The 19,843-nt window shown below is 63.6% G+C and carries 20 protein-coding genes and 1 pseudogene; 11 read left to right on the top strand and 10 right to left on the bottom strand.

Translation table 11 applies throughout. From position 1 onward, the window contains the following. Positions 1-224 precede the first annotated feature (224 nt). Both metF and X741_RS152325 read right to left on the bottom strand, forming a co-directional pair. On the bottom strand, positions 225-1,142 hold the full coding sequence (gene metF, locus X741_RS152320) for a methylenetetrahydrofolate reductase [NAD(P)H] (protein ID WP_013894643.1): 918 nt from the start codon (positions 1,140-1,142) through the stop codon (positions 225-227). Then, positions 1,142-2,164 (bottom strand): metalloregulator ArsR/SmtB family transcription factor, encoded by a 1,023-nt coding sequence (locus X741_RS152325; protein WP_023778019.1) that lies wholly within the window; start codon positions 2,162-2,164, stop codon positions 1,142-1,144. The genes metF and X741_RS152325 overlap by 1 nt, the downstream gene beginning before the upstream one ends. A gap of 191 nt (positions 2,165-2,355) precedes the next feature. On the opposite strand from X741_RS152325, the gene tsaA reads away from it, so the two are divergent. Together tsaA and X741_RS152335 are read left to right on the top strand one after the other, a co-directional pair. After that, a complete protein-coding gene (tsaA, locus tag X741_RS152330; protein WP_023778018.1) occupies positions 2,356-2,895 on the top strand; it encodes a tRNA (N6-threonylcarbamoyladenosine(37)-N6)-methyltransferase TrmO in 540 nt (179 codons plus the stop codon). After that, a complete protein-coding gene (locus X741_RS152335; protein WP_023765154.1) occupies positions 2,892-3,206 on the top strand; it encodes a DUF2293 domain-containing protein in 315 nt (104 codons plus the stop codon). The genes tsaA and X741_RS152335 overlap by 4 nt, the downstream gene beginning before the upstream one ends. 6 nt (positions 3,207-3,212) lie before the next feature. Here X741_RS152335 and X741_RS152340 read toward each other — a convergent pair whose 3' ends face one another. Then, positions 3,213-3,722 (bottom strand): hypothetical protein, encoded by a 510-nt coding sequence (locus X741_RS152340; protein ID WP_023778017.1) that lies wholly within the window; start codon positions 3,720-3,722, stop codon positions 3,213-3,215. A 160-nt stretch (positions 3,723-3,882) separates the two neighbouring features. Between X741_RS152340 and X741_RS152345 the strand changes: the two genes are divergently transcribed. Both X741_RS152345 and X741_RS1000000171645 read left to right on the top strand, forming a co-directional pair. Continuing rightward, positions 3,883-4,845 carry a D-amino acid aminotransferase gene (locus tag X741_RS152345; RefSeq protein ID WP_023778016.1) on the top strand — a complete coding sequence of 321 codons (963 nt, stop codon included), beginning with the start codon at positions 3,883-3,885 and terminating at the stop codon, positions 4,843-4,845. A 132-nt stretch (positions 4,846-4,977) separates the two neighbouring features. Then, positions 4,978-5,896, top strand: a pseudogene (locus X741_RS1000000171645) (SDR family oxidoreductase). A 50-nt stretch (positions 5,897-5,946) separates the two neighbouring features. Here the strand turns inward: X741_RS1000000171645 and X741_RS152350 are convergent. Both X741_RS152350 and X741_RS152355 read right to left on the bottom strand, forming a co-directional pair. Then, positions 5,947-6,564, bottom strand: a complete 618-nt coding sequence (locus X741_RS152350; protein WP_023778015.1) for an MOSC domain-containing protein — start codon at positions 6,562-6,564, stop codon at positions 5,947-5,949. A 3-nt stretch (positions 6,565-6,567) separates the two neighbouring features. After that, complete coding sequence (locus tag X741_RS152355; RefSeq protein WP_245272703.1) at positions 6,568-7,137, bottom strand: TetR/AcrR family transcriptional regulator; 570 nt, start codon at positions 7,135-7,137, stop codon at positions 6,568-6,570. Between the two features lie 199 nt (positions 7,138-7,336). Here X741_RS152355 and X741_RS152360 point away from each other — a divergent pair, with 199 nt between their 5' ends. From X741_RS152360 to X741_RS152370, 3 genes are all read left to right on the top strand, one after another. Further along, the gene (locus X741_RS152360) at positions 7,337-7,759 is read left to right on the top strand and encodes a hypothetical protein (RefSeq protein WP_023778013.1); all 423 of its coding nucleotides are present in this window, start codon (positions 7,337-7,339) and stop codon (positions 7,757-7,759) included. A 19-nt stretch (positions 7,760-7,778) separates the two neighbouring features. After that, positions 7,779-8,177, top strand: a complete 399-nt coding sequence (locus tag X741_RS152365) for a glyoxalase/bleomycin resistance/extradiol dioxygenase family protein (protein WP_023778012.1) — start codon at positions 7,779-7,781, stop codon at positions 8,175-8,177. A 104-nt stretch (positions 8,178-8,281) separates the two neighbouring features. Then, the gene (locus X741_RS152370) at positions 8,282-8,848 is read left to right on the top strand and encodes an isoprenylcysteine carboxylmethyltransferase family protein (RefSeq protein WP_023778011.1); all 567 of its coding nucleotides are present in this window, start codon (positions 8,282-8,284) and stop codon (positions 8,846-8,848) included. 21 nt (positions 8,849-8,869) lie between these two features. Here X741_RS152370 and X741_RS152375 read toward each other — a convergent pair whose 3' ends face one another. From X741_RS152375 to ettA, 3 genes are all read right to left on the bottom strand, one after another. Then, positions 8,870-9,991, bottom strand: coding sequence for a beta-ketoacyl-ACP synthase III (locus X741_RS152375; RefSeq protein WP_023778010.1), 1,122 nt, complete (start codon positions 9,989-9,991; stop codon positions 8,870-8,872). Between the two features lie 148 nt (positions 9,992-10,139). Further along, positions 10,140-10,910: a trans-aconitate 2-methyltransferase gene (gene tam, locus X741_RS152380; RefSeq protein ID WP_023778009.1), complete on the bottom strand. Its 771-nt coding sequence runs from the start codon at positions 10,908-10,910 to the stop codon at positions 10,140-10,142. A gap of 47 nt (positions 10,911-10,957) precedes the next feature. Further along, positions 10,958-12,607, bottom strand: a complete 1,650-nt coding sequence (gene ettA / locus X741_RS152385; protein WP_013894629.1) for an energy-dependent translational throttle protein EttA — start codon at positions 12,605-12,607, stop codon at positions 10,958-10,960. A gap of 243 nt (positions 12,608-12,850) precedes the next feature. Between ettA and X741_RS1000000171465 the strand changes: the two genes are divergently transcribed. Continuing rightward, positions 12,851-14,137: a GGDEF domain-containing protein gene (locus tag X741_RS1000000171465; protein WP_023778007.1), complete on the top strand. Its 1,287-nt coding sequence runs from the start codon at positions 12,851-12,853 to the stop codon at positions 14,135-14,137. A gap of 46 nt (positions 14,138-14,183) precedes the next feature. On the opposite strand, the gene X741_RS152395 is transcribed toward X741_RS1000000171465, so the two are convergent. Then, positions 14,184-15,185, bottom strand: coding sequence for a ribonuclease (locus X741_RS152395; RefSeq protein WP_023778006.1), 1,002 nt, complete (start codon positions 15,183-15,185; stop codon positions 14,184-14,186). Between the two features lie 188 nt (positions 15,186-15,373). On the opposite strand from X741_RS152395, the gene X741_RS152400 reads away from it, so the two are divergent. The 3 genes from X741_RS152400 (at position 15,374) to X741_RS152410 (ending at position 19,210) form a co-directional block, all read left to right on the top strand. Further along, positions 15,374-16,306, top strand: coding sequence for an alpha/beta hydrolase (locus tag X741_RS152400; protein ID WP_023778005.1), 933 nt, complete (start codon positions 15,374-15,376; stop codon positions 16,304-16,306). A gap of 82 nt (positions 16,307-16,388) precedes the next feature. Then, a complete protein-coding gene (locus tag X741_RS152405; RefSeq protein WP_023778004.1) occupies positions 16,389-17,564 on the top strand; it encodes a CaiB/BaiF CoA-transferase family protein in 1,176 nt (391 codons plus the stop codon). Further along, the gene (locus tag X741_RS152410) at positions 17,561-19,210 is read left to right on the top strand and encodes a thiamine pyrophosphate-binding protein (RefSeq protein WP_023778003.1); all 1,650 of its coding nucleotides are present in this window, start codon (positions 17,561-17,563) and stop codon (positions 19,208-19,210) included. Before X741_RS152405 ends, X741_RS152410 begins: the two co-directional genes overlap by 4 nt. A gap of 35 nt (positions 19,211-19,245) precedes the next feature. Here the strand turns inward: X741_RS152410 and X741_RS152415 are convergent, their stop codons facing one another. Then, positions 19,246-19,686: a CHRD domain-containing protein gene (locus X741_RS152415; protein WP_023778002.1), complete on the bottom strand. Its 441-nt coding sequence runs from the start codon at positions 19,684-19,686 to the stop codon at positions 19,246-19,248. Positions 19,687-19,843: the final 157 nt, after the last annotated feature.

Below are 19,843 nucleotides of genomic sequence, written 5' to 3'. Positions count from 1 at the left end.
ACAAATGAACCTAGACTCCCACTCATAGCTCTTTAAGAGGAGGCTATGTCATGGGACTTACGAGGCCAATCAACGCATTGATGATCTGTGCTGCGTTTGCTTTCATCGGCGCCCTCATTATGGGCGTCCTTCCCTGAACCCGCCAACCGGGGAAGACCAGCACCAAATAGTCCAGACAATTCGAAAGGCCGGGTTTTTACCCGGCCTTTTGCTATTCAGCGTGCCTATGCTGCGGCCGAACCCGCCACCTCAGCCTCGTGCGAACGGATGCCGATCATGTGGCAGATCGCGAACACCAGGTCGGCCCGATTCATGGTGTAGAAGTGGAAGTCGCCCACCCCGCGCTCGACCAGGTCCAGCACCTGTTCGGCGGCCACGGCTGACGCCACCAGCGCATGCGTCTGCGGGTCGTTCTGCAAGCCGTCGAAACGCTCGGCCAGCCATGCCGGCACCAGCGCACCGCAGCGCGCCGAGAAATTGGCGACCTGGGTAAAATTGTGCACTGGCAAGATCCCGGGAACGATCGGGATGTAGATGCCGGCGCGGCGCGCGCGCTCGACATAGCGTTCGTAGAGATCGTTGTCGAAGAAGAACTGGGTGATCGCCCGCGTCGCGCCATTGTCGACCTTGCGCTTCAGCATGTCGATGTCGGTGGCAAAGTCAGGGCTTTCCGGATGCTTTTCCGGATAGGCCGAGACCGAAATGTCGAAGTCGCCGGCGCTCTTCAGCGCCCCGACCAGCTCAGCCCCGTTGGCATAGCCGTCCGCATGCGGACGGTAGGCGGTGCCGACGCCCGCGGCCGGATCGCCGCGCAAGGCGACGAAGCGCTTCACGCCCATATCGGCAAATTCCTGGATGACTGCATCGACCTCATGGCGGGCGGCATCCACGCAGGTCATGTGCGCGGCCGGCGTCAGGCTTGTTTCCTGCAGGATGCGGCTGATGGTGCGCGCGGTCCGCTCGCGCGTCGAACCGCCGGCGCCATAGGTCACCGATACGAATTTCGGCTTCAGCGGCTCCAGCCGCGTGACCGTGTCCCACAGCCTTGCCTCCATCTCGTCGGACTTGGGCGGGAAGAATTCGAACGAAACCCGGACCTTGTCGCCAATGTCGGGGCGGCGGGAAAAACGGAACTGGTTCATCAGGCGATTTCCCCTATCGAGGTCATTTTGGTCTGCTGGCTGTCATTGGCGGGATCGGCAATCAGCAGGCGACGGTCGCGGCCAAGCCAGAGTTTTACCGTGAGCCTGGCCTCGTTGCCGCCGCGCGGCTCGAACTCCTGGGCGTCCTCGAGGTCGAGGCCGGCCTCGGCAAACCACTCGCCGATCTGCCGGTCGGAGAAGCCGAGCCGCATGTGGGCATGCTTATCGCGCAGGAACTCCAGCGTGTGTGGTGCGAAATCGACGATGACCAGCCGGCCGGCGGGCCGCAACAGCCGCGCCGCCTCGTGGATGGCGCGGGCCGGATCGTCGAGGTAATGCAGCACCTGATGGATGGTGACGAGATCGAAGGCGTCGCGCTCGACCGGTGGCGAAAAGATGTCGCCCTGCCGCACCTGCGCATTCGAAACGCCGGCCTTGTCGAGGTTGGCGCGCGCCACGGTCAGCATCTCGCGCGACATGTCGATGCCAATGCCGCGCCGGTAGAGCGGCGAGAAGATTTCGAGCAGCCGCCCGGTGCCGGTGCCGAGATCGAGCATCGACTGGAACGGCCGCTTGCCGACCAGCTTCAGCATGGCGGCCTCGACGGCACGGTCCGGCACGTGCAGCGAACGGATATGGTCCCAGCTCGCCGCGTTCACCGAAAAATACTCGGTGGCGCGATCCTGCCGCTTGCGCTTGACCGAGGCCAGCCGTTCCAGATCGCGCTCGACCTGCGGATCGGCGCCGCGAATGCCGGAAACCAGCCCCATGACGAAGTCACGCGCGGAATCGGCATCCGAGAGCCGGAAGAAGGCCCACGAGCCTTCCTGGTAGCGGCCGATCAGCCCTGCCTCCAGCAACAGCTTCAGGTGCCGGGAGACACGCGGCTGCGACTGGCCGAGAATTTCGGTAAGATCGGAAACCGTGAGGTCGCCGCGCGACAACAATGCCAGTATGCGCAGGCGGCTGGATTCGGCCGCCGCCTTCAATGTGTCCACCATGGTGTCGAGCGAGACGTGCATCAGCGTATTCTTTTCAGCCTATTCACTTTGAAAAAGATATAAACATATGTTTATGTCGATTTTCAAAACCTTGCAAGCGCTATGTCGCTTCCGGACAAGAAAATGCCGCATGCGTGATTTCCCGGCGTATATCGCCCAAAAGTGCGTAACGGTTTTGGGGCAATGACATGCACCAGCAAGAGATGGGTAAAATGACCGGACCGCGTGAGATGTTCGAGGCACGCGAAGGCGAGCGGAGGCTGGACCATGATCCGGCAACAATGCCGCCCGATGCCGGCGTCGTCTTCATCGGCCGCATCGCCTCGCCATGGGCGACGCGGGAAAGCTGCCCGAAGAACATGCGCGCTGCCCGTGAGACCGGACAGCCCGCCATGCTCACCATCGAAGCGCCCTACCGCGAAGGCCTGCGCGGCCTGGAGCGGTCCAGCCACGTCGTTATCCTGTCCTGGCTGCATCACGCGCCGCGGAATCTGATTGTGCAGAAACCGCGCCATGCGGCTGAAGCCAAAGGCGTATTCGGCCTGCGCTCCCCTGCCCGCCCGAACCCGGTCGGCCTGCATGTGGCGCGGCTCGTGGGACTCGACATCGCCACCGGGCGCGTCGATCTCGACGCCATCGACGTGCTCGACGGCACGCCGGTTATCGACATCAAGCCTTACTTCGCCTCGACCGATGCCATTGCCGAGGCGACCGTTGAGGGGCGAGAGGAATCCGATCGGAGTCGGCGATGACCGCGCCGACAGGCCGCCGCCGCGCCATCGCCAAGGCGCTGACAGCGCTTCTGCCGCTAGCGCCCTACGCCGACATGGAGAAGATCCGCACGGATGCCGGCTCGGTGCATATGAAAACCTTGCCGCCGACGATCGCGGTGTGGCTGGCGGCGATTGCCCATATCCGCCATATGCACACCGATTACGAAAAACTGCTCGCCGACGGCTATGACCGCGACTCGGCGCGTTTCTTCGTCATCGAGCAGACCAACGTGGTGCTGACCCGCTGGCGCGCCACCCGCCTGCTTGACGCCGACGACGAGGACGAATGAGACCTGCTACCGCCGCGTCAGCACGGCGACCGCATTGTATGGTTGGCCATCGGCGTGGCCGACCCATGTCCAGGACAGTTTTTCCTTGAAGAACCGGACGGTGATGTCGCCGCCGTCGATGCACTTGTCCTGACCATAGGTGATGCTCTCATGGAACTCCGCTGAGCTGTCGTCCCTGGAGGTTTGGGACAATGATCCGCCGCAGCCGAGCGAGGGATAGTCGATCGACCCGCTGCCATCGCCAATCGTCATGGCGATCGACCAGTCGGCGCCGGCGTCACCCGCCGGACTCTGGTGGCCGCTGCCGGCCCAGGTGCCGGTCAGCGTCGGCGCCGGCATGTTCACCGCGCAAGGCAGGTTCTGGAAGATCGGCGTCAGTTCGCTGCCCGTCTTCTCACAGCGATAGGTCTGGCCACTTTGGCAGAGCTCGTCGCCCTCTTTCACGCACTGCGCGCTGGCTTCGCCGGCTACGGCGAAAATCGACAAAGCCGCAACAACGATCTCAAGCCTGCCCATTTTCCCGCTCCGTCTCAGCAACGCGACCATAAGGCAATTCCAGCCTGATGTATCGGCCACGTCCCCCTTGAGGACGAACAGCGCCGGACGCCTGGCTCTATGCCTTCTGACCAGGGCCGATAGCCTGCGGATACCCCGCCTTACGCGACAGGAGGCCTTGATGAGCCAGACCACGGCGATAGAGAATTCGAAGCCGCTGCCCGCGGTCAGCGAGCATCACGTTGACCCGCATTCCTATCCGGACGGCATCGCCTTCCTCGACGGCCAATATCTGCCGATGTCGCAAGCCAAGATATCGGTGCTGGACTGGGGGTTCCTGCATTCCGACGCCACCTATGACACCGTGCATGTCTGGGACGGTCGCTTCTTCCGCCTTGACCTGCATCTTGACCGTTTCTTCGGCGGGCTGGAAAAACTGCGCATGACGATACCCTTCGACCGCGATGGCGTGGCCGAAATCCTGCACGATTGCGTGGCCTTGTCGGGCCATCGCGCCGCCTATGTCGAAATGCTGTGCACGCGCGGCGCCTCGCCGACCTTCAGCCGCGACCCGCGCCAGGCGATCAACCGCTTCATGGCGTTCGCCGTGCCGTTCGGCTCCGTCGCCAATGCCGAGCAGTTGCGGCGCGGCCTGCGCGTCGCCATCAGCGACAAGGTGCGCATTCCGCCGGTCTCGATCGACCCGGCGATCAAGAATTACCACTGGCTCGACCTGGTGCGCGGCCTCTACGATGCCTATGACCGCGGCGCCGAGACCGCATTGGTTCTCGACTTCAATGGCAACGTCGCCGAAGGCCCGGGCTTCAACGTCTTCTGCGTCAAGGATGGCAGACTGTCGACGCCGGCGATCGGCGTGCTGCCGGGCATAACAAGGCGCACCGTCTTCGATCTCTGTGCAGAGGCAGGTCTCGCCGCGACAGCCGCCGATGTCAGCGTCGCCGCGCTGCGCGAAGCCGACGAGGTCTTCATCACCTCGACCGCCGGCGGCATCATGCCGGTGACGGAGATCGACGGCGCGGCGATCGCCGGCGGCAAGGTCGGGCCAGTCACCAGCCGGCTGATGGCGCTCTATTGGCAAAAGCACGACGATCCGGCGTGGTCGAGTGCGGTGAATTATCGCTGACGCCAGACATCTCATTCAAAAAGTTTTCCCCTCGCCTCTGGAAAATCGCGGGATAGGCCGTATATGCCCGAAAGCGGAGAAGCCTCCGCTTTCACCTGAAAATTGCGCCCGCAGGGGCAAGGATTCCACATCATGACAAACAAGGTTTGGTTCATCACCGGATCGTCGAAGGGCTTTGGCCGCGTCTGGGCCGAGGCCGCGTTGGCGCGTGGCGACCGCGTTGCCGCAACGGCCCGCGATGCCGGCACGCTCACCGATCTCGTCGAGAAATATGGCGACAACGTCGCCGCGATAAAGCTCGATGTCACCGACAAGAAAGCCGTCGATGCCGCGATTGCCGAAGCGCACAGGCGCTTTGGCCGGCTCGACGTCGTCATCAACAACGCCGGCTACGGCCATTTCGGCGCCATCGAGGAAGTCAGCGAGCAGGAAGCCCGCGACCAGATCGAAACCAACGTGTTCGGCGCGCTCTGGGTCACGCANCATCGAGGAAGTCAGCGAGCAGGAAGCCCGCGACCAGATCGAAACCAACGTGTTCGGCGCGCTCTGGGTCACGCAGGCCGCACTGCCGATCATGCGGGCGCAGCGGTCCGGCCACATCATCCAGATCTCGTCGATCGGCGGCGTCAACGCCTTTGCCTCGCTCGGCCTCTACCACGCCTCGAAATGGGCGCTGGAAGCCTTCAGCCAGTCGCTGAGCATCGAGGTCGCGGAATTCGGCATCCATGTCACGCTGGTCGAGCCGGGTGGTTTTTCCACCGACTGGGCCGGCCCGTCGGCCAGGGTCTCCCAGGCGATCGAAGCCTATGCGCCCGCTCGCGCCAGGATGGCCGAGCGCCGCGCCAACTCGGTTGCCGGCGATCCCGAGGCGACCGGCCCGGCGATGCTGGCCATCGTCGACGCCGCCGAGCCGCCGCTCAGGGTATTCTTCGGCGACGGCGGCCTGCCGATGATCCGCCAGGAATACGCCAACCGCCTCGCCACTTGGGAAAAGTGGGATGAGGTTTCCATCATGGCGCAAGGCGCCAAGAAGAACCGCAAGGCTGCCTAGACAGGTCTTCGGCTGCGCGGCCCTGGCTGCGCAGCCGCACCGTTTCCGATCTAGGTGGGATAGATCCATTGCTCCGGCACCCGCGCCGAAATCTCCTCGCCGGCCTTGATCGTTCCGGGCTTTTCCACCCAGGCGACCACGCCGCGCAGGCGCTTGGCAATCTTCGGGAACAGCAGCGCACCGGCTTCGATGTCGGCCATCCCGGCATGTTCGGCGATCGACCTGCCGGCGATGCGGCACGGTCCGTTCTGTGCGTCGACCTTGAGGGTCACGCCGCCCTTGAAGAACAGCAGCGTGCCGGCCGGCAGCATCGACAGATGCGGTACGCCTTCGATCACCAGATTGGCGCCGATCCATTCCGGCTTGATCTGGGCCAAGCCCATCCGTTCGGCGACCATGGCGAGTTCGTCCACGGCCACGATCGACAGCTGCCGTTCGTTGCGCATTTCGGTGCCGCGTGGATACCAGGGCTCGCGGCCGCCCGAGCGTCGCGTCGCGCCGGCGTGGAAATCACCCGATATGCCGTCGAAGCCCAGCCGCAACTCCTGCACCGGACGCGTCTCGAAATGATCCGACGGCGCGACATAGAGGGCGGCCGCGTGTGCGGAAAGCTTCTTTGCCGGGATGATTTCGACCGGCTTTTCGGCCTCGGGGAAGAGATCCAGCATGCTTCAGTCCTTGGATGGCACGCCCTGGTTTTGCCCTTCGGCCGGCAGAGCCGCAAGAGCGGTTTGGGCCAAAATACGCAACTCTTCGACCGATGCGCCATCCCGCGCCTGGATCGACATGCCGTTCATGACACCGGCGAGGTATTTGGCAAAGCCCTCGACCGAGAGAGCTTCAGGAAAGTCACCCATCGCCCTGCCCTTGGCCAATCGTTCCGCGATTGCTGCTTCGCTCGCCTTGCGATAGGCCTTGAGTTCATCCGCAATGGCTTGCGCTTGCGGCGAGGCCGCCAGCGCACCGCTGACGAACAGGCATCCGCCGGGTTTGCCGGGTCTGGAATAAGCCTCCGCCGCGCCGAGCAGCAACCGCCGGATCGCCTCCCGCGTCGGCACCGGCGCGCTCAGCGCATCCAGCGCAAAGCCGATCTCGGTCTGGTGGTAGCGCGTCAGCGCCTTGCGGAACAAGGTCTCCTTGTCGGTGAAGGCGTTGTAAATCTGCGGCGGCGTCAGCCCCATTGCCTCGCGCAGCATGGCCAGCGACGTCGCCTCGTAGCCATGCTCCCAGAACAGGTGCATCGCCGCATCCAGTGCCTGATCGGGATTGAACGCACGCGGCCTGCCCCCGCGCGGCTTTTCCAAATTATCCATAGTGATCGATACGAAACCTATTGACTCATCTCCGACGCATAACGTACCAATCAATACGAAACATGGCAAGCCGTGAAGACAACCCGACCGGCAAGGCCCTACAACCCGAGGATAAAGGAGAGCCCAAATGCCAATCACCGTGACCGCCCCCGAAGGCGTACTGACCCCGGCCGGAGAGCGCCAAATCCTGCCGCGCCTCAGCGCCGCCCTCATCGAAGCCTCCGGTGCCACCGGCAATTCCTTCTTCACCGCGATCGTCGGCGGCACGGTCCACATCCTGCCGCCTCACCACATCTATGCCGGTGGCGCCAATCGGCCGGTCGTCATGGTCGAGCTGAAATTGCCGAACATCGGCCTGGCCTCGGTCGAAGCCCGCAAGGACTTCATCTCCGCCGCCGCCGCGATTGTCGCCGAGCACTGCGTGCCGGACCACAGACCTGAAAACACCTGGATCAGCATCGTCAACGCGCCCGACGGCGGCTGGGGCATTGGTGACAGGCAATATTCAGGCGACGCGCTCATTGCAGCCGCCACCGCCGCCGCGCACTGAACTGGCAAGGAGCGGTAGGATGCGGCTCTCCCCTTCGCTGTTCTTCACCACCGGCTGCGAACCGGCATTGGCCTTCTACGAACAGTGCGGTCTTGGCCGGGGGACGATCCTGCTGCGCTGGGGCGACAACGACATGCCGGTGCGGACCGAAGCGATGCGCGGAAAAATCCTGCATGCGCGCTTCGAAGGTCCGGGCGTGCTGTTCCATGCCTCCGACAATGACGATGCGGAGCCGATGAAAGGCTCCGCCTTGATGCTGGAGTTCGAAGACCTGGCCGCCATGCGGGAGCTGTTCGCCCGCATGGCCGTAGGCGGACGGATCACCGTGCCCCTGGCAAGGCAATATTGGGGAACCTTTTTCGGCATGCTGGTCGACGCCTTTGGCGTGCAGTGGATGTTCAGCTGTTCGGGTGAATGAGGACGGAATCACGATCTTCTTACTGGAAATGGACCCAGCGCCGCATTGCTGCCGCGCCGAGCCGGTCTCATGGTAACGTCCAGATAATTTGACGGAGGTTCGTGATGCGCCCCGGCACGGCAATCGCGCTGCTTTGGTTGATCTGGGCGGTATCGTGGGCCGCCGCGGCGTTCTGGGCCGCCCCGGCAATGAAGCGCGCCGGCTTTCAGGCGGAGGCGCCGTACCGCGCGGTGCTGATACTCGGCACGATCCTGCTGTTCATTCCGGCGCATAACTATGTCGGCCATTTTCGCATGTGGTTTCCCAACCTTGCCGTGGCCTGGATCTGTGTCGCGCTGATCGCAATCGGCCTCACCTTCTCATGGTGGGCGCGGCTGCATCTTGGCCGGCTGTGGTCGGGAACGGTCACCGCCAAGGCCGAGCACCGCGTCATCGACACCGGGCCTTACGGCCTCGTTCGCCACCCGATCTACACCGGACTGCTCCTGGGAATCCTGGCCACCATGGCGACGAAAGGCACCGTCTGGGGCGTCGTCGGCGCCATCCTTTTGACCCTCGGCATCATCATGAAGGCCAAGCTGGAGGAACGCTTCCTGCGCACAGAACTCGGAACCGCCTATGACGATTACGCCGGGCGAGTGCCGATGCTGGTGCCCTTCGCGCCAGCCTGACGCGGCGGAGCGCCCCAGACGTCAGAGCATCCTGATCAGCGCGCCGCCTATCGAATAGCCCGCGCCGAACGCGCAGATCAGGCCGAAATCGCCGGGCTTCATGTCGGCATGGTTCTCCGACAGTGCCACGATGGCGCCGGCGCCCGCCGTATTGCCCAGCCGCTCCAGCACCATCGGCGCACGATCGTGATCGACATCGTGGCCGAAGGACAGCTTCAAAATCATCGCGTTCATGCGCGCATTGGCCTGGTGCAGCCAGAAGCGCCTGATCGCCTGCGGCGTCAGCCCGTGCTCGGCCAGGAATTCGACGATGAACTTTTGCCCGGCGACGGTGACTTCCTTGAACACCTTGTTGCCGACCTGCTTGATCAAATTGCCTTCCAGATTGATCATGTAGGGATCGTCCTGGGCGGTGCGGGTGTGATAGCCGAGATTGGTGCGGATGTTGTTCGACATCTGCGTCCAGATGCGGGTGTCGAGCACCTCGAAGCGTCCCGGCCGCTTCTCGCCTTGGGCAAGCCCCTCCACCACCATCGACACCGAGGCGTCACCGAAGATGAAGTGCGTCTGCCGGTCGCGGAAATTGAGATGGCCGGTGATGATTTCCGGCGTGGTCACCAGAATGCGCTTGTGCGCGCCCGAGCGCACCAGATTGACGGCCATGTGAAGCGCCGCCGCGGCGGACGAACAGCCAAGCCCCATGTCGAAGCCGGCGCCCTTCGTACCCAGGGCCTCCTGCATTTCGATGGCGATCGCCGGATAGGGCCGCTGGTGATGCGAGGCCGAACAGATGATCAGGTCGATGTCGGATGGCTGCAGCCCGGCATGGTCGAGTGCCTTCCTGGCCGAGGCAATGCCGAACTCGGCCTCCAGCGACAGCGCATCGTCCGGACGTGCCGGAATGCGCGGCGTCATGCGGGTCGGATCTAGGATGCCTTCGCGCTCGATCACATGACGGGAGCGCACGCCGGAGGCATGGACGATGAAATCGCTGTCGGATTTCTGCAGCAAGGTCTCGCCGGTGCGCTCGCGCCGCGCATTCTCCGTATCGACCCAGCTGTTGAAGCTCGCGACCAGCTCTTCATTCGTGATGACAGCTTCAGGGATTTCAGCGCCGATGCCGCTGATGATGACGCGATGCATATTTCAGTCCGTCCCATCCGCAGGCGTTGCGGCTTCATGTGGGCGCCGAAGCGCTTCGGCGCAACCCTTTTCTCATCAGCGGGTTTACGCCGGCTTAAACCGGCTCGATTTCACAGGCCCACAATTTGGTGTTGGTCTACGGATAGCCCTAGCCGGCCCGCTTGGCGACGATGAAGATGCGCGGAAAGCGCAGCAGCACCTTGCCATCAGCGGTCTTCGGATAGGCTTTGGCGATCTTGGCCGTGTAACTGTCGAGGAACATGTTGCGCTCGTCAGCCTCAAGTGGATCGAGGAACGGCTTCAGCCCGGTCGACTTCACCCATTCGACGATCGCCTCGGCATCGGCCAGCGGATGGTTGTAGACGGTATGCCAGATATCGAGCCGATCGGAGTGCGGCGATAAAAGGTCGTAATAGAACGACACCGGCGGCAGCGGCGCACGCGCCGCGTTTCCTATCTTTGCCGCAAAAGGCACTTCAGCGGCGGTTTCCCGCATCAGCCGATGCGAATCCTCGCCCATATTGTCAGGCATCTGCACAGCCAGCGCGCCGCCGGGCGCCAGAAAGCCCATCAGTCCTTGGAACACCGCCGGATGCGTCGGCAACCACTGGAACACCGCATTGGCGAAGATGACGTTGACCGGCTCGGCCGGCTGCCATGTCGCGGCATCGGCCAGATCGAAGGTCACGTTGGGCAGGCGCGCCCTCGCCTTTTCGATCATGTCGGGAGAGGTGTCGACGCCGCGCACCTCGGCATCCGGCCAGCGCTCGACAAGCAATGCGGTCGAGTTGCCCGGCCCGCAGCCGATATCGATGACCCGGCGCGGGAAGTCGACCGGCACTTGCGCAACCAGATCTCGCGCTGGCCGCGTGCGCTCATCCTCGAATTTCAGATATTGGGCGGCGGACCAGTCAGCCATTCGAGCTCCTCATGTCGTGCTGAGAAATCGCCGCCCCTACGATCCCCTTACCGCGTCAGCCTCTTATACGTCATGCGGTGCGGGTTGACGGCTTCGGGGCCGAGCCGGCGGATCTTGTCCTGCTCGTAATCCTCGAAATTGCCTTCGAACCATTCGACATGGCTGTCGCCCTCGAAGGCGAGGATGTGCGTCGCCAGACGGTCCAGGAACATGCGATCGTGCGAGATGATGACCGCGCAGCCGCCGAAATTTTCCAGCGCGTCTTCGAGCGCCGCCAGCGTTTCCGTATCGAGATCGTTGGTCGGTTCGTCGAGCAGCAGAACATTGCCGCCTGTTTTCAGCATCTTGGCCAAATGCACCCGGTTGCGCTGGCCGCCGGAGAGGTTGCCGACCTTCTGCTGCTGGTCGCCGCCACGGAAGTTGAACGACGCGCAATAGGCACGGGTATTGGCCTCGAACTTGCCGAGCTTGACCACTTCGGCTCCACCTGAGATTTCTTCCCAGACGGTCTTCGACGGATCAAGAGCGTCGCGGCTCTGGTCGACATAGCCGAGCTTGACCGTCTCGCCGACGCGGATCGTGCCGGCATCGGGCTTTTCCTGGCCGGTGATCATGCGGAACAGCGTCGTCTTGCCGGCGCCGTTCGGGCCGATGACACCGACGATGCCGCCTGGCGGCAGCTTGAATTCCAGTCCGTCGATCAGCAGCGTGTCGCCAAAGCCCTTGGACAGGCCGTCGACCTCGATCACCACATTGCCGAGCCGCTCACCGTGCGGAATGACGATCTGGGTATCGCTCGGCCGCCGCTTGTCGGCTGCATCCAGCAGGTCCTGGAAGGCCTGGATACGCGCCTTGGACTTGGTCTGGCGAGCCTTCGGGCTCGACTGGATCCACTCGCGCTCGCGGCCGATGGCGCGCTGGCGGGCGTCGTCCTCGCGGCCTTCCTGCTTGAGGCGCTTGGCCTTGGCTTCGAGATATTTGGTGTAATTGCCCTCATAGGGAATGCCGCGGCCGCGATCGAGTTCGAGGATCCAACCGGTGACATTGTCGAGGAAATAACGATCGTGGGTGATGATCATCACGGCGCCCGGATAGGCGCGCAGATGCTTTTCCAGCCACGCCGTGGTTTCGGCGTCGAGATGGTTGGTCGGTTCGTCGAGCAGCAGAAGATCGGGCTGGCGCAGCAGCAACTGGCAGAGCGCGACGCGGCGGCGCTCGCCGCCCGAAAGCTTGGTGACTTCGGAATCCTTGGGCGGGCAGCCCAGCGCTTCCATGGCCATTTCGACCTGCTGTTCGAGATCCCACAGGTTCAGCCGGTCCATCTCGTCCTGGAGCTTGGCCGACTCGTCGGCCGTCTCGTCGGAATAGTTCATCATCAATTCGTTGTAGCGTTCGATGATGGCGGTCTTGGCGGCGACGCCTTCCATGATGTTCTCGAACACCGTCTTCTTCGGGTCGAGCGCCGGCTCCTGCGCCAGGTAACCGACGGTGGCGCCTTCGGCGAGCCACGCCTCGCCGCTCCACTCCTTGTCGATGCCGGCCATGATCTTGAGGATCGTCGACTTGCCGGCGCCGTTGGGGCCCAGAATGCCGATCTTGGCATCGGGATAGAAGGACAGATGAACATTCTCGAGCACCTTCTTGGTGCCGTAGGCCTTGTTGAGGCCGGCCATGTGATAGATGAACTGGCGTGCCACGCGCGCTTTCCCTGAAAAACTGAATGGATTTGTCGAATTGAATGGAGGTTGGCCGCTATGTAGGCGATGCCGGGCCGAACGGCAATCCTTTTGCCACATCAGGCAAGCCACGCGCGGAAAGGGAGAAGTTTTCCACCGCCGCCGGTCGCGCTGAAATCTCCGGTTAACCGTTCGGCGTCAAAACAGGAGCGGTGGAATCGCCGGCTCGCCGCGATTTCGGGAAAGAGATCGGATCGAACGGCAGTGCTGAACAGTTTCCTGCTCCTTGCCGAGGCGATCGTCTACTTCAGCGTCATGGTGACGCTTTTCCGGTTCCGCAAGCGCATCGGCCTTGGCGTCTTCGTCTGCGCGCTCGGCGTCATGCATTTCCTCGAGACCTACCTCGCCAGCGTCTTTTACGTCGCCTTGCCGTTCGGAATGGTCTCGCCGGGCTCGGCTGTGCTGTTTTCGGGCAAGCTGGTGATGCTGCTCCTGCTCTACATGAAGGAGGACGCCGCCACCGTGCGTCAGCCGATCTACGGCCTCTTGCTCGGCAATGGGCTGATGATCGGGCTGGTGCTGCTCTTGCGTCTGCACGCCATCGCACCGCTCCCTGACGGCAAGCTGCCCGATATCGGCTTCATCGACGAGATGGGCTGGCTGATGGTGTGGGGCACGACGCTGCTGTTCATCGACGCCATCCTGATCATCCTGCTCTATGAAAAGCTTGGACGCACCCTGCGCAAGGCGCAGTTCGCGCGCATCCTGATTTGCGTCGCCTGCGTGCTGACCTTCGACCAGGCGGGCTTCTTCACCGCGCTGCATTTCGTCGCCGGCGCGCCGATCGCGGTCTTCTTCGGCGGCTGGTTCGCCAAGATGGCGGCGGCGCTGACCTTCAGCGCCATGCTCGTCGCCTACCTCAGATGGTTCGAGGCCCGGGAGATTTCGGTTCCGCGTGGATTGACCGACATTTTCGACACGCTGACCTATCGCGAACGCTATGAAGCGCTGGTCGAGCATGTCGGCCGCGACGGCCTGACCGGCCTGCTGCACCGCGGGCGCTTCGACGCCGACGGCGAGGCCTCCGTCGAGGTCAGCTTGCGCACCGCCAGGCCGCTCAGCCTGCTGATCATCGATGTCGACCATTTCAAGTCGATCAACGACCGCTTCGGCCATGCCGAGGGCGACAAGGTGCTGAAAGCGCTGGCGACCTTGCTTCGCGAGGCGGCCAGCGCCGAGGACCAGGTGTTCCGGATCGGCGGCGAGGAATTCGCCATCCTGAGCTCGCGTCCGCATGCGGTCGCCCGGCTGTTTGGCGAAAGCATCCGTCATGCCGTCAAGGCATCGGCGGCCGCCAGCCGCTTCGAACTGACCGTCAGCGCCGGTGTTTCCAGCGTCGGCGAGACGACCCGCTGTCTTGCCGACCTGTTCGCGCTCGCCGACCAGCGCCTCTACAAGGCGAAGTCGACCGGGCGCGACCGCATCGTCGGCGAGCCGGTTGGCCACGAGCCCGACACCGCGGTCGCCTGGACCAGGTCCGCTCGGATCTAGCTCTGTTTGTCACGCCTTTCGCTGCGGCAGGCGCGAAGAGAGCCCGTCACTGGAACCCGATCGCGTCGACGGTGCCGGTCGGGCAACCGGCCTTGTTGGTCGGCACCGAGGCCAGCAGCAAATCCTTGAGCGAGCTGTTCGGGCCGATCGGGCCGGCGAGGCCGAGCGTCAGTTCGCCGATCAGCCGCCTGCCGCTCGACGGATCGATGACGCAGGAGACGCGCACGCGGTCCCCCGCCCCCGCGCCGAAGGCAGTATCGAAAGCACTGCGGATCTGGTCCGCCGTCAGCTTGCCGCCGATGCTCTTGGCGAAGAGATCGCGCACCGGAGAGCTGTTGACCTCGCGCATCAGGCCGAGCGCATCGGAAAAATACTCCTGCTGGGTCTTGCCGTAGCAGGTGCCGTGCTTGATCCATTCATGCCGCTCGAGCTGGGAAGCCGTGCCCGGCATGACCTTGTTGAGCTCCGCGCGCGTGCCCGCGTCCAGATTGACAGGCGGAAGATCCTTCCAGTGACCGGGATTGTCATTGGCCTTGTCGCTCGCCGGCACCTGGCAATAGAAATTGCCGTTGGGCTGCGGCCACAGGCCGTGCAGGGTGAAATTGGTGGCATCGAATTCGTTCGGATTTTGCGCCTTGCATTCGGTCTTGCTCGACTTGGTCTCGCAAAAGGCCGGCTGCCAGCTCAGCGCGAAGACATATTCGGGTTTTCCAGAGGACTTGCCTTGCCCGCCCGGCGCCGCCGGCACCGCCGCCGCATTGCTGCCCGAGAGATGACCGCAGGAAACCTTCACCCAGCGGCGCTCCGGATCGGCGCCCGGCACCAGGATCAGATAATGCGTCGGCGTATCCTTGTTGCCGGCAAGCAACTGGTAGCTCTTTCCGGCGTCGGTCGACACGTTGCCGGGGTTCTTGCCGTTCTTGATGGCCTGTGTCGCCGGACAGGAGGCATCGGCGACGAAGGTGCCGTTCATCTTGACGTCGGCATGCGCGGCACCGGTCAGTGATGCCGCCAGCAAGGCCAATCCGAAAACGACACCAATGCGCATGAGAAATCCCCGGCTGAAGAAGTGGGCGACAGACTGAAGCTGTCTCCATGTCAGAATTGCGATATTTTGCTGGCCAAACGCAAGAAACATCGTCGTGTGAAAGCAGGCAAGGCGGATTGACGCAAAACCGGCACCGGCGCAAACAAAGTCCTGTAACAGACAGGACACGGGTGGGGGACCGGGCGGCCATGCCATTCAGCCAGCAGCGCTTGGTTCGTTCGCCGACCGGCGCCGACCTCAATCTCCTGGTCAGGCAGGCCTATGGCCGGCCACGTGCGGTCATCCACATCAATCACGGGTTGGCCGAGCATGCCGCGCGCTATGCCCGTTTCGCTGACTTTCTCGCCGAGCGTGGTTTCCATGTCTATGTCCACGACCATCGTGGCCACGGCGCGACCAGGGCGCCCGACGCGCCGCTCGGCAGGTTCGCCGACAAGGACGGACCTTCCAGGGTGATCGCCGATGTCGACGCGATCCACGATCTCATCGCCGTCGAATGCCCTAGCCTTCCCGTCTTCCTCTTCGGCCACTCGATGGGCGCGTCCGTGGCACTGAACTACCTTTTGGCCCATTCGCCGCGCGTCCATGCAGCCGCAATCTGGAACGGCAATTTCTCGCAAGGGCTGCTTGGGCAGCTGGCACTCGGCATCCTTGCCTGGGAACGGATGCGGCTGGGCTCCGACGTCCCGTCGCGCCTGCTGCCGAAACTCACCTTCCAGGCCTGGGGCAAGGCAGTGCCCAACCACCGAACGCTGTTCGACTGGCTGTCGCGTGACGAGGCCGAGGTGGCCAAATACATCGCCGATCCACTGTGTGGCTGGGACGCCTCTGTCTCGATGTGGCGCGATGTGGTCTCGATGGCGCTGAATGGCGGCAAGGATACCGGCTTTGCCGGTATGCGGCGCGACCTTCCCGTCGCCATTGTCGGCGGCGAGAAGGACCCGGCTTCGGACTATGGCAAGGGCATCACCCATCTCGCCAATCGCATGCGCAGGATGGGCTTTTCGAATCTCGTTTCAAAGGTTTACGCAGACACCCGCCACGAAAGCCTGAACGAGGTGAACCGCGATGCCATCATGGACGATTTCGCCGCCTGGGCCGACGGCGTGCTGAAGGCTTGAAAGGGTTTGGCCCATCGCAAGGGCCGTGACAGCGGCACAAGGTGTTGATAGAGGCTGCGGTTCCGACCAATTCTGGTGATTTATGGCCGAACCACCCCTGAAAGGCGTCCGCGTCGTCGAACTCGCCCGCATCCTTGCCGGGCCCTGGGCCGGGCAGTTGCTCGCCGATCTCGGCGCCGATGTCATCAAGGTCGAAAGCCCAGATGGCGGCGACGACACCCGCAAATGGGGACCGCCCTTCGTCATGAGCCATGACGGCGAGAACCTGTCGGCCGCCTATTACCATTCCTGCAATCGCGGCAAGCGCTCGATCGCCATCGACTTCTCGACACCGGAAGGTGCCGAGACCGTGCGCCGACTGGTCGCCACCTCGGACGTGCTGATCGAGAACTTCAAGCTCGGCGGGCTCAGGAAATACGGGCTCGACTACGACAGCCTGCGCAAGACAAACCCGCGCCTCGTCTATTGCTCGATCACCGGCTTTGGCCAGGATGGGCCGTATGCGCCACGCGCCGGCTACGACTTCATCATCCAGGCCATGGCCGGCATGATGTCGATCACCGGCGAGGCCGGCCGCGAACCGCAGAAGGCCGGCGTCGCCATCTCCGACATCTTCACCGGCCTTTATTCCGTCATCGCCATCCAGGCAGCCCTGCGCCACGCTGAGCAGACCGGCGAAGGCCAGCACATCGACATGGCGCTGTTCGACACCCAGATCTCGGCGCTCGGCAACCAGAACCTCAACTATCTCGTCTCCGGCAAGTCGCCGGTGCAGATGGGCAATGCGCATATGAACATCGCTCCTTACGAGGTGGTGCCGGTCCGGGATGGCCACATCATCCTGGCGGTCGGCAATGACGGCCAGTTCGCCAAATTCTGTGCCGCCATCGGGTTGGACGAACTGCCGGCGAATCCCGATTTCGCCACCAATCCGGCGCGGGTCGCCAACCGGGTCAAGTTGCGCGAGCACATGATCGAGGCGCTGAAAAGCTGGGATCGTGACCCGCTGCTGGCCAAGCTGGAAGCGGCGAGCGTGCCGGCGAGCCCGATCAACACGATCGGCCAGATGTTCGCCGACCCGCAGACCATTGCGCGCGGCATGCGGCTCGACCTCGACGACGGTCACGGCAACCGCCTGCCTTCGGTGCGCGCGCCGATGGTGATGTCGGGCACACCGCTCGTCTATGAGCGTCCCTCGCCGCGCCTCGGCGAGCACACGCAAGAAATCCTTGCCGAACTGGAGAGGTCTGGGAAATGAAGACCGGCGGACAACTCATCGTCGACGCGCTCGAAGCCAACGGCACCGACCGCATCTATTGCGTGCCCGGCGAATCCTATCTCGCGGTGCTCGACGCGCTGCACGATTCCAAGATCCGCACCATTGTCTGCCGCCAGGAAGGCGGTGCGGCGATGATGGCCGACTGCCATGGCCGGCTGACCGGCAAGCCAGGCATCTGCTTCGTCACCCGCGGTCCGGGCGCCACCAACGCGTCGGCCGGCATCCACATCGCCATGCAGGATTCGATACCCGTCATCCTGTTCATCGGCCAGGTCGCCAGCCACGCCAAGGAGCGCGAGGCTTTCCAGGAGGTGGATTACAAGAGGTTCTTCGGTGACATCGCCAAATGGGTGGTCGAGATCGACGATGCCGCGCGCATTCCCGAATTCGTCACCCGCGCCTTCGCGGTGGCGACATCGGGCCGTCCGGGTCCCGTGGTCATCTCGCTGCCCGAGGACATGCTGACCAGCGTCGTCGAAGCGCCCATAGCCTTGCCGCACACGCCCGTTGAAACCCGACCGGGGGAAGCCGAACTCGGTGCGCTGGAAACACTGCTGGGCAAAGCCAAGCGTCCCTTCGTCATTCTCGGCGGAACGCGCTGGGACGCGGAGGCCGTGGCACGGATACGCGCGATCGCCGAGGCGTGGTCGCTGCCGGTTGGCTGCTCCTTCCGCCGCCAGATGCTGTTCGATCACCTGCATCCGAACTATGCCGGCGATGTCGGCATCGGCATCAACCCGAAACTGGCCACCGCCATCAAGCAAGCCGACCTCGTGCTGCTGATCGGCGGTCGCATGGGCGAGATGCCATCCTCCGACTACACGCTGCTGAAAAGCCCCTACCCCGACCAGACGCTGGTCCATGTCCATGCCGACGCCGGCGAGCTCGGCCGCGTCTACCGGCCGACACTGGCGATCAACGCTTCGCCTTCCGCCTTCGTCGAAGCCTTCGCCGGGCGCAAACCGGCCTCCGCGCCGAGCTGGGCCGATGAGACCGCCAAATTGCACGCCGCCTATCTCGACTGGTCGACACCGCCGGAGAGCGGCCCCGGCCCGGTCCAGATGGGGCCGATCATGAATTATCTGGAGAAGATGCTGCCCGACGACGCCATCCTCACCAATGGCGCCGGCAATTACGCCACCTGGGTGCATCGCTTCCACCGCTTCCGCCGCTTCGCCACTCAGGGTGCGCCGACATCGGGCTCGATGGGCTATGGCACGCCGGCTGCGGTCGCCGCCAAGGATCTGTTCCCGGACCGCACCGTCGTCGCCTTCGCCGGTGACGGCTGCTTCCTGATGAACGGGCAGGAATTCGCCACCGCGGTCCAGTACGACCTGCCGATCGTCGTCGTCGTCGTCAACAACGGCATCTACGGCACCATCCGCATGCACCAGGAGCGCGAATATCCCGGCCGGGTGGTCGCCACCGATCTCAAGAACCCCGACTTCGCCGCCTTGGCCCGCGCCTATGGCGGCCATGGCGAGACGGTGGAGAGGACGGCGGATTTCGCAGCCGCCTTCGAGCGTGCCCGCGCCAGCGGCAAGCCGGCGATCGTCGAAATCCGGCTCGATCCGGAGGCGATCACGCCGACCCGGACAATGACGCAGATCCGCGACAAGGGCTAAGGCGAAAGGCAGCCTGCTGCCTCTCGCCGACTACACTACATCGCCTTTTCGATCTGGCCGCGGATCTCGCCGTCCGGGTTAGCCTTGGTGTGGACATTGACGTAATATTTGCCGGCCTCCAGGTCGGCTGCCTGCGCATCGGTGAGCGTCGCCGACCCCTTGATCGGGCTCTTGAGCTTCTTGAAGGGGATGACGGGGTCCGCATTCGCACCCATCGCGGCCGGGCCATGAATGTGCGCGGCCGAAGCCGGTCCGCTGAGGCCGGAATATTTGACGTTCCAGCTAAGCTTTTTCTTGGTGGTGTCGAAGGTGAGGGTGGCGGTGCCTTTGCCCTTGGTGGTGACGGGCGGGCTCTGCTGGCTGCCGTCGAGCGTCGCCTTGTATTTCACCGTTTCGGCAAGAGCCGGGGACACGAACAGGAAAGCGGTCGAAACGGCCAGCGCCGAAAGCACTGGCAGAAAAGATTGTGTGCGCATGAAGAACCTCCGATTGGCTTTGGCATGCCTCGCACCGACCTAGGCGCACGCACGCTCAACCTAACGGCCAGGCGCCGCAATGTTTCCCTGCACACGCATTTGTGACTGGCCACGCAAAAAGGGGCGGTCGCCCGCCCCTTTTCGCATTCGCATGAAG

Source organism: Mesorhizobium sp. LNHC221B00, from assembly GCF_000502935.1.
GTDB classification, from domain to species: domain Bacteria; phylum Pseudomonadota; class Alphaproteobacteria; order Rhizobiales; family Rhizobiaceae; genus Mesorhizobium; species Mesorhizobium opportunistum.
Note: the sequence above shows the minus strand (reverse complement) of the source record. Positions and strands in the feature narration are given on the sequence as shown.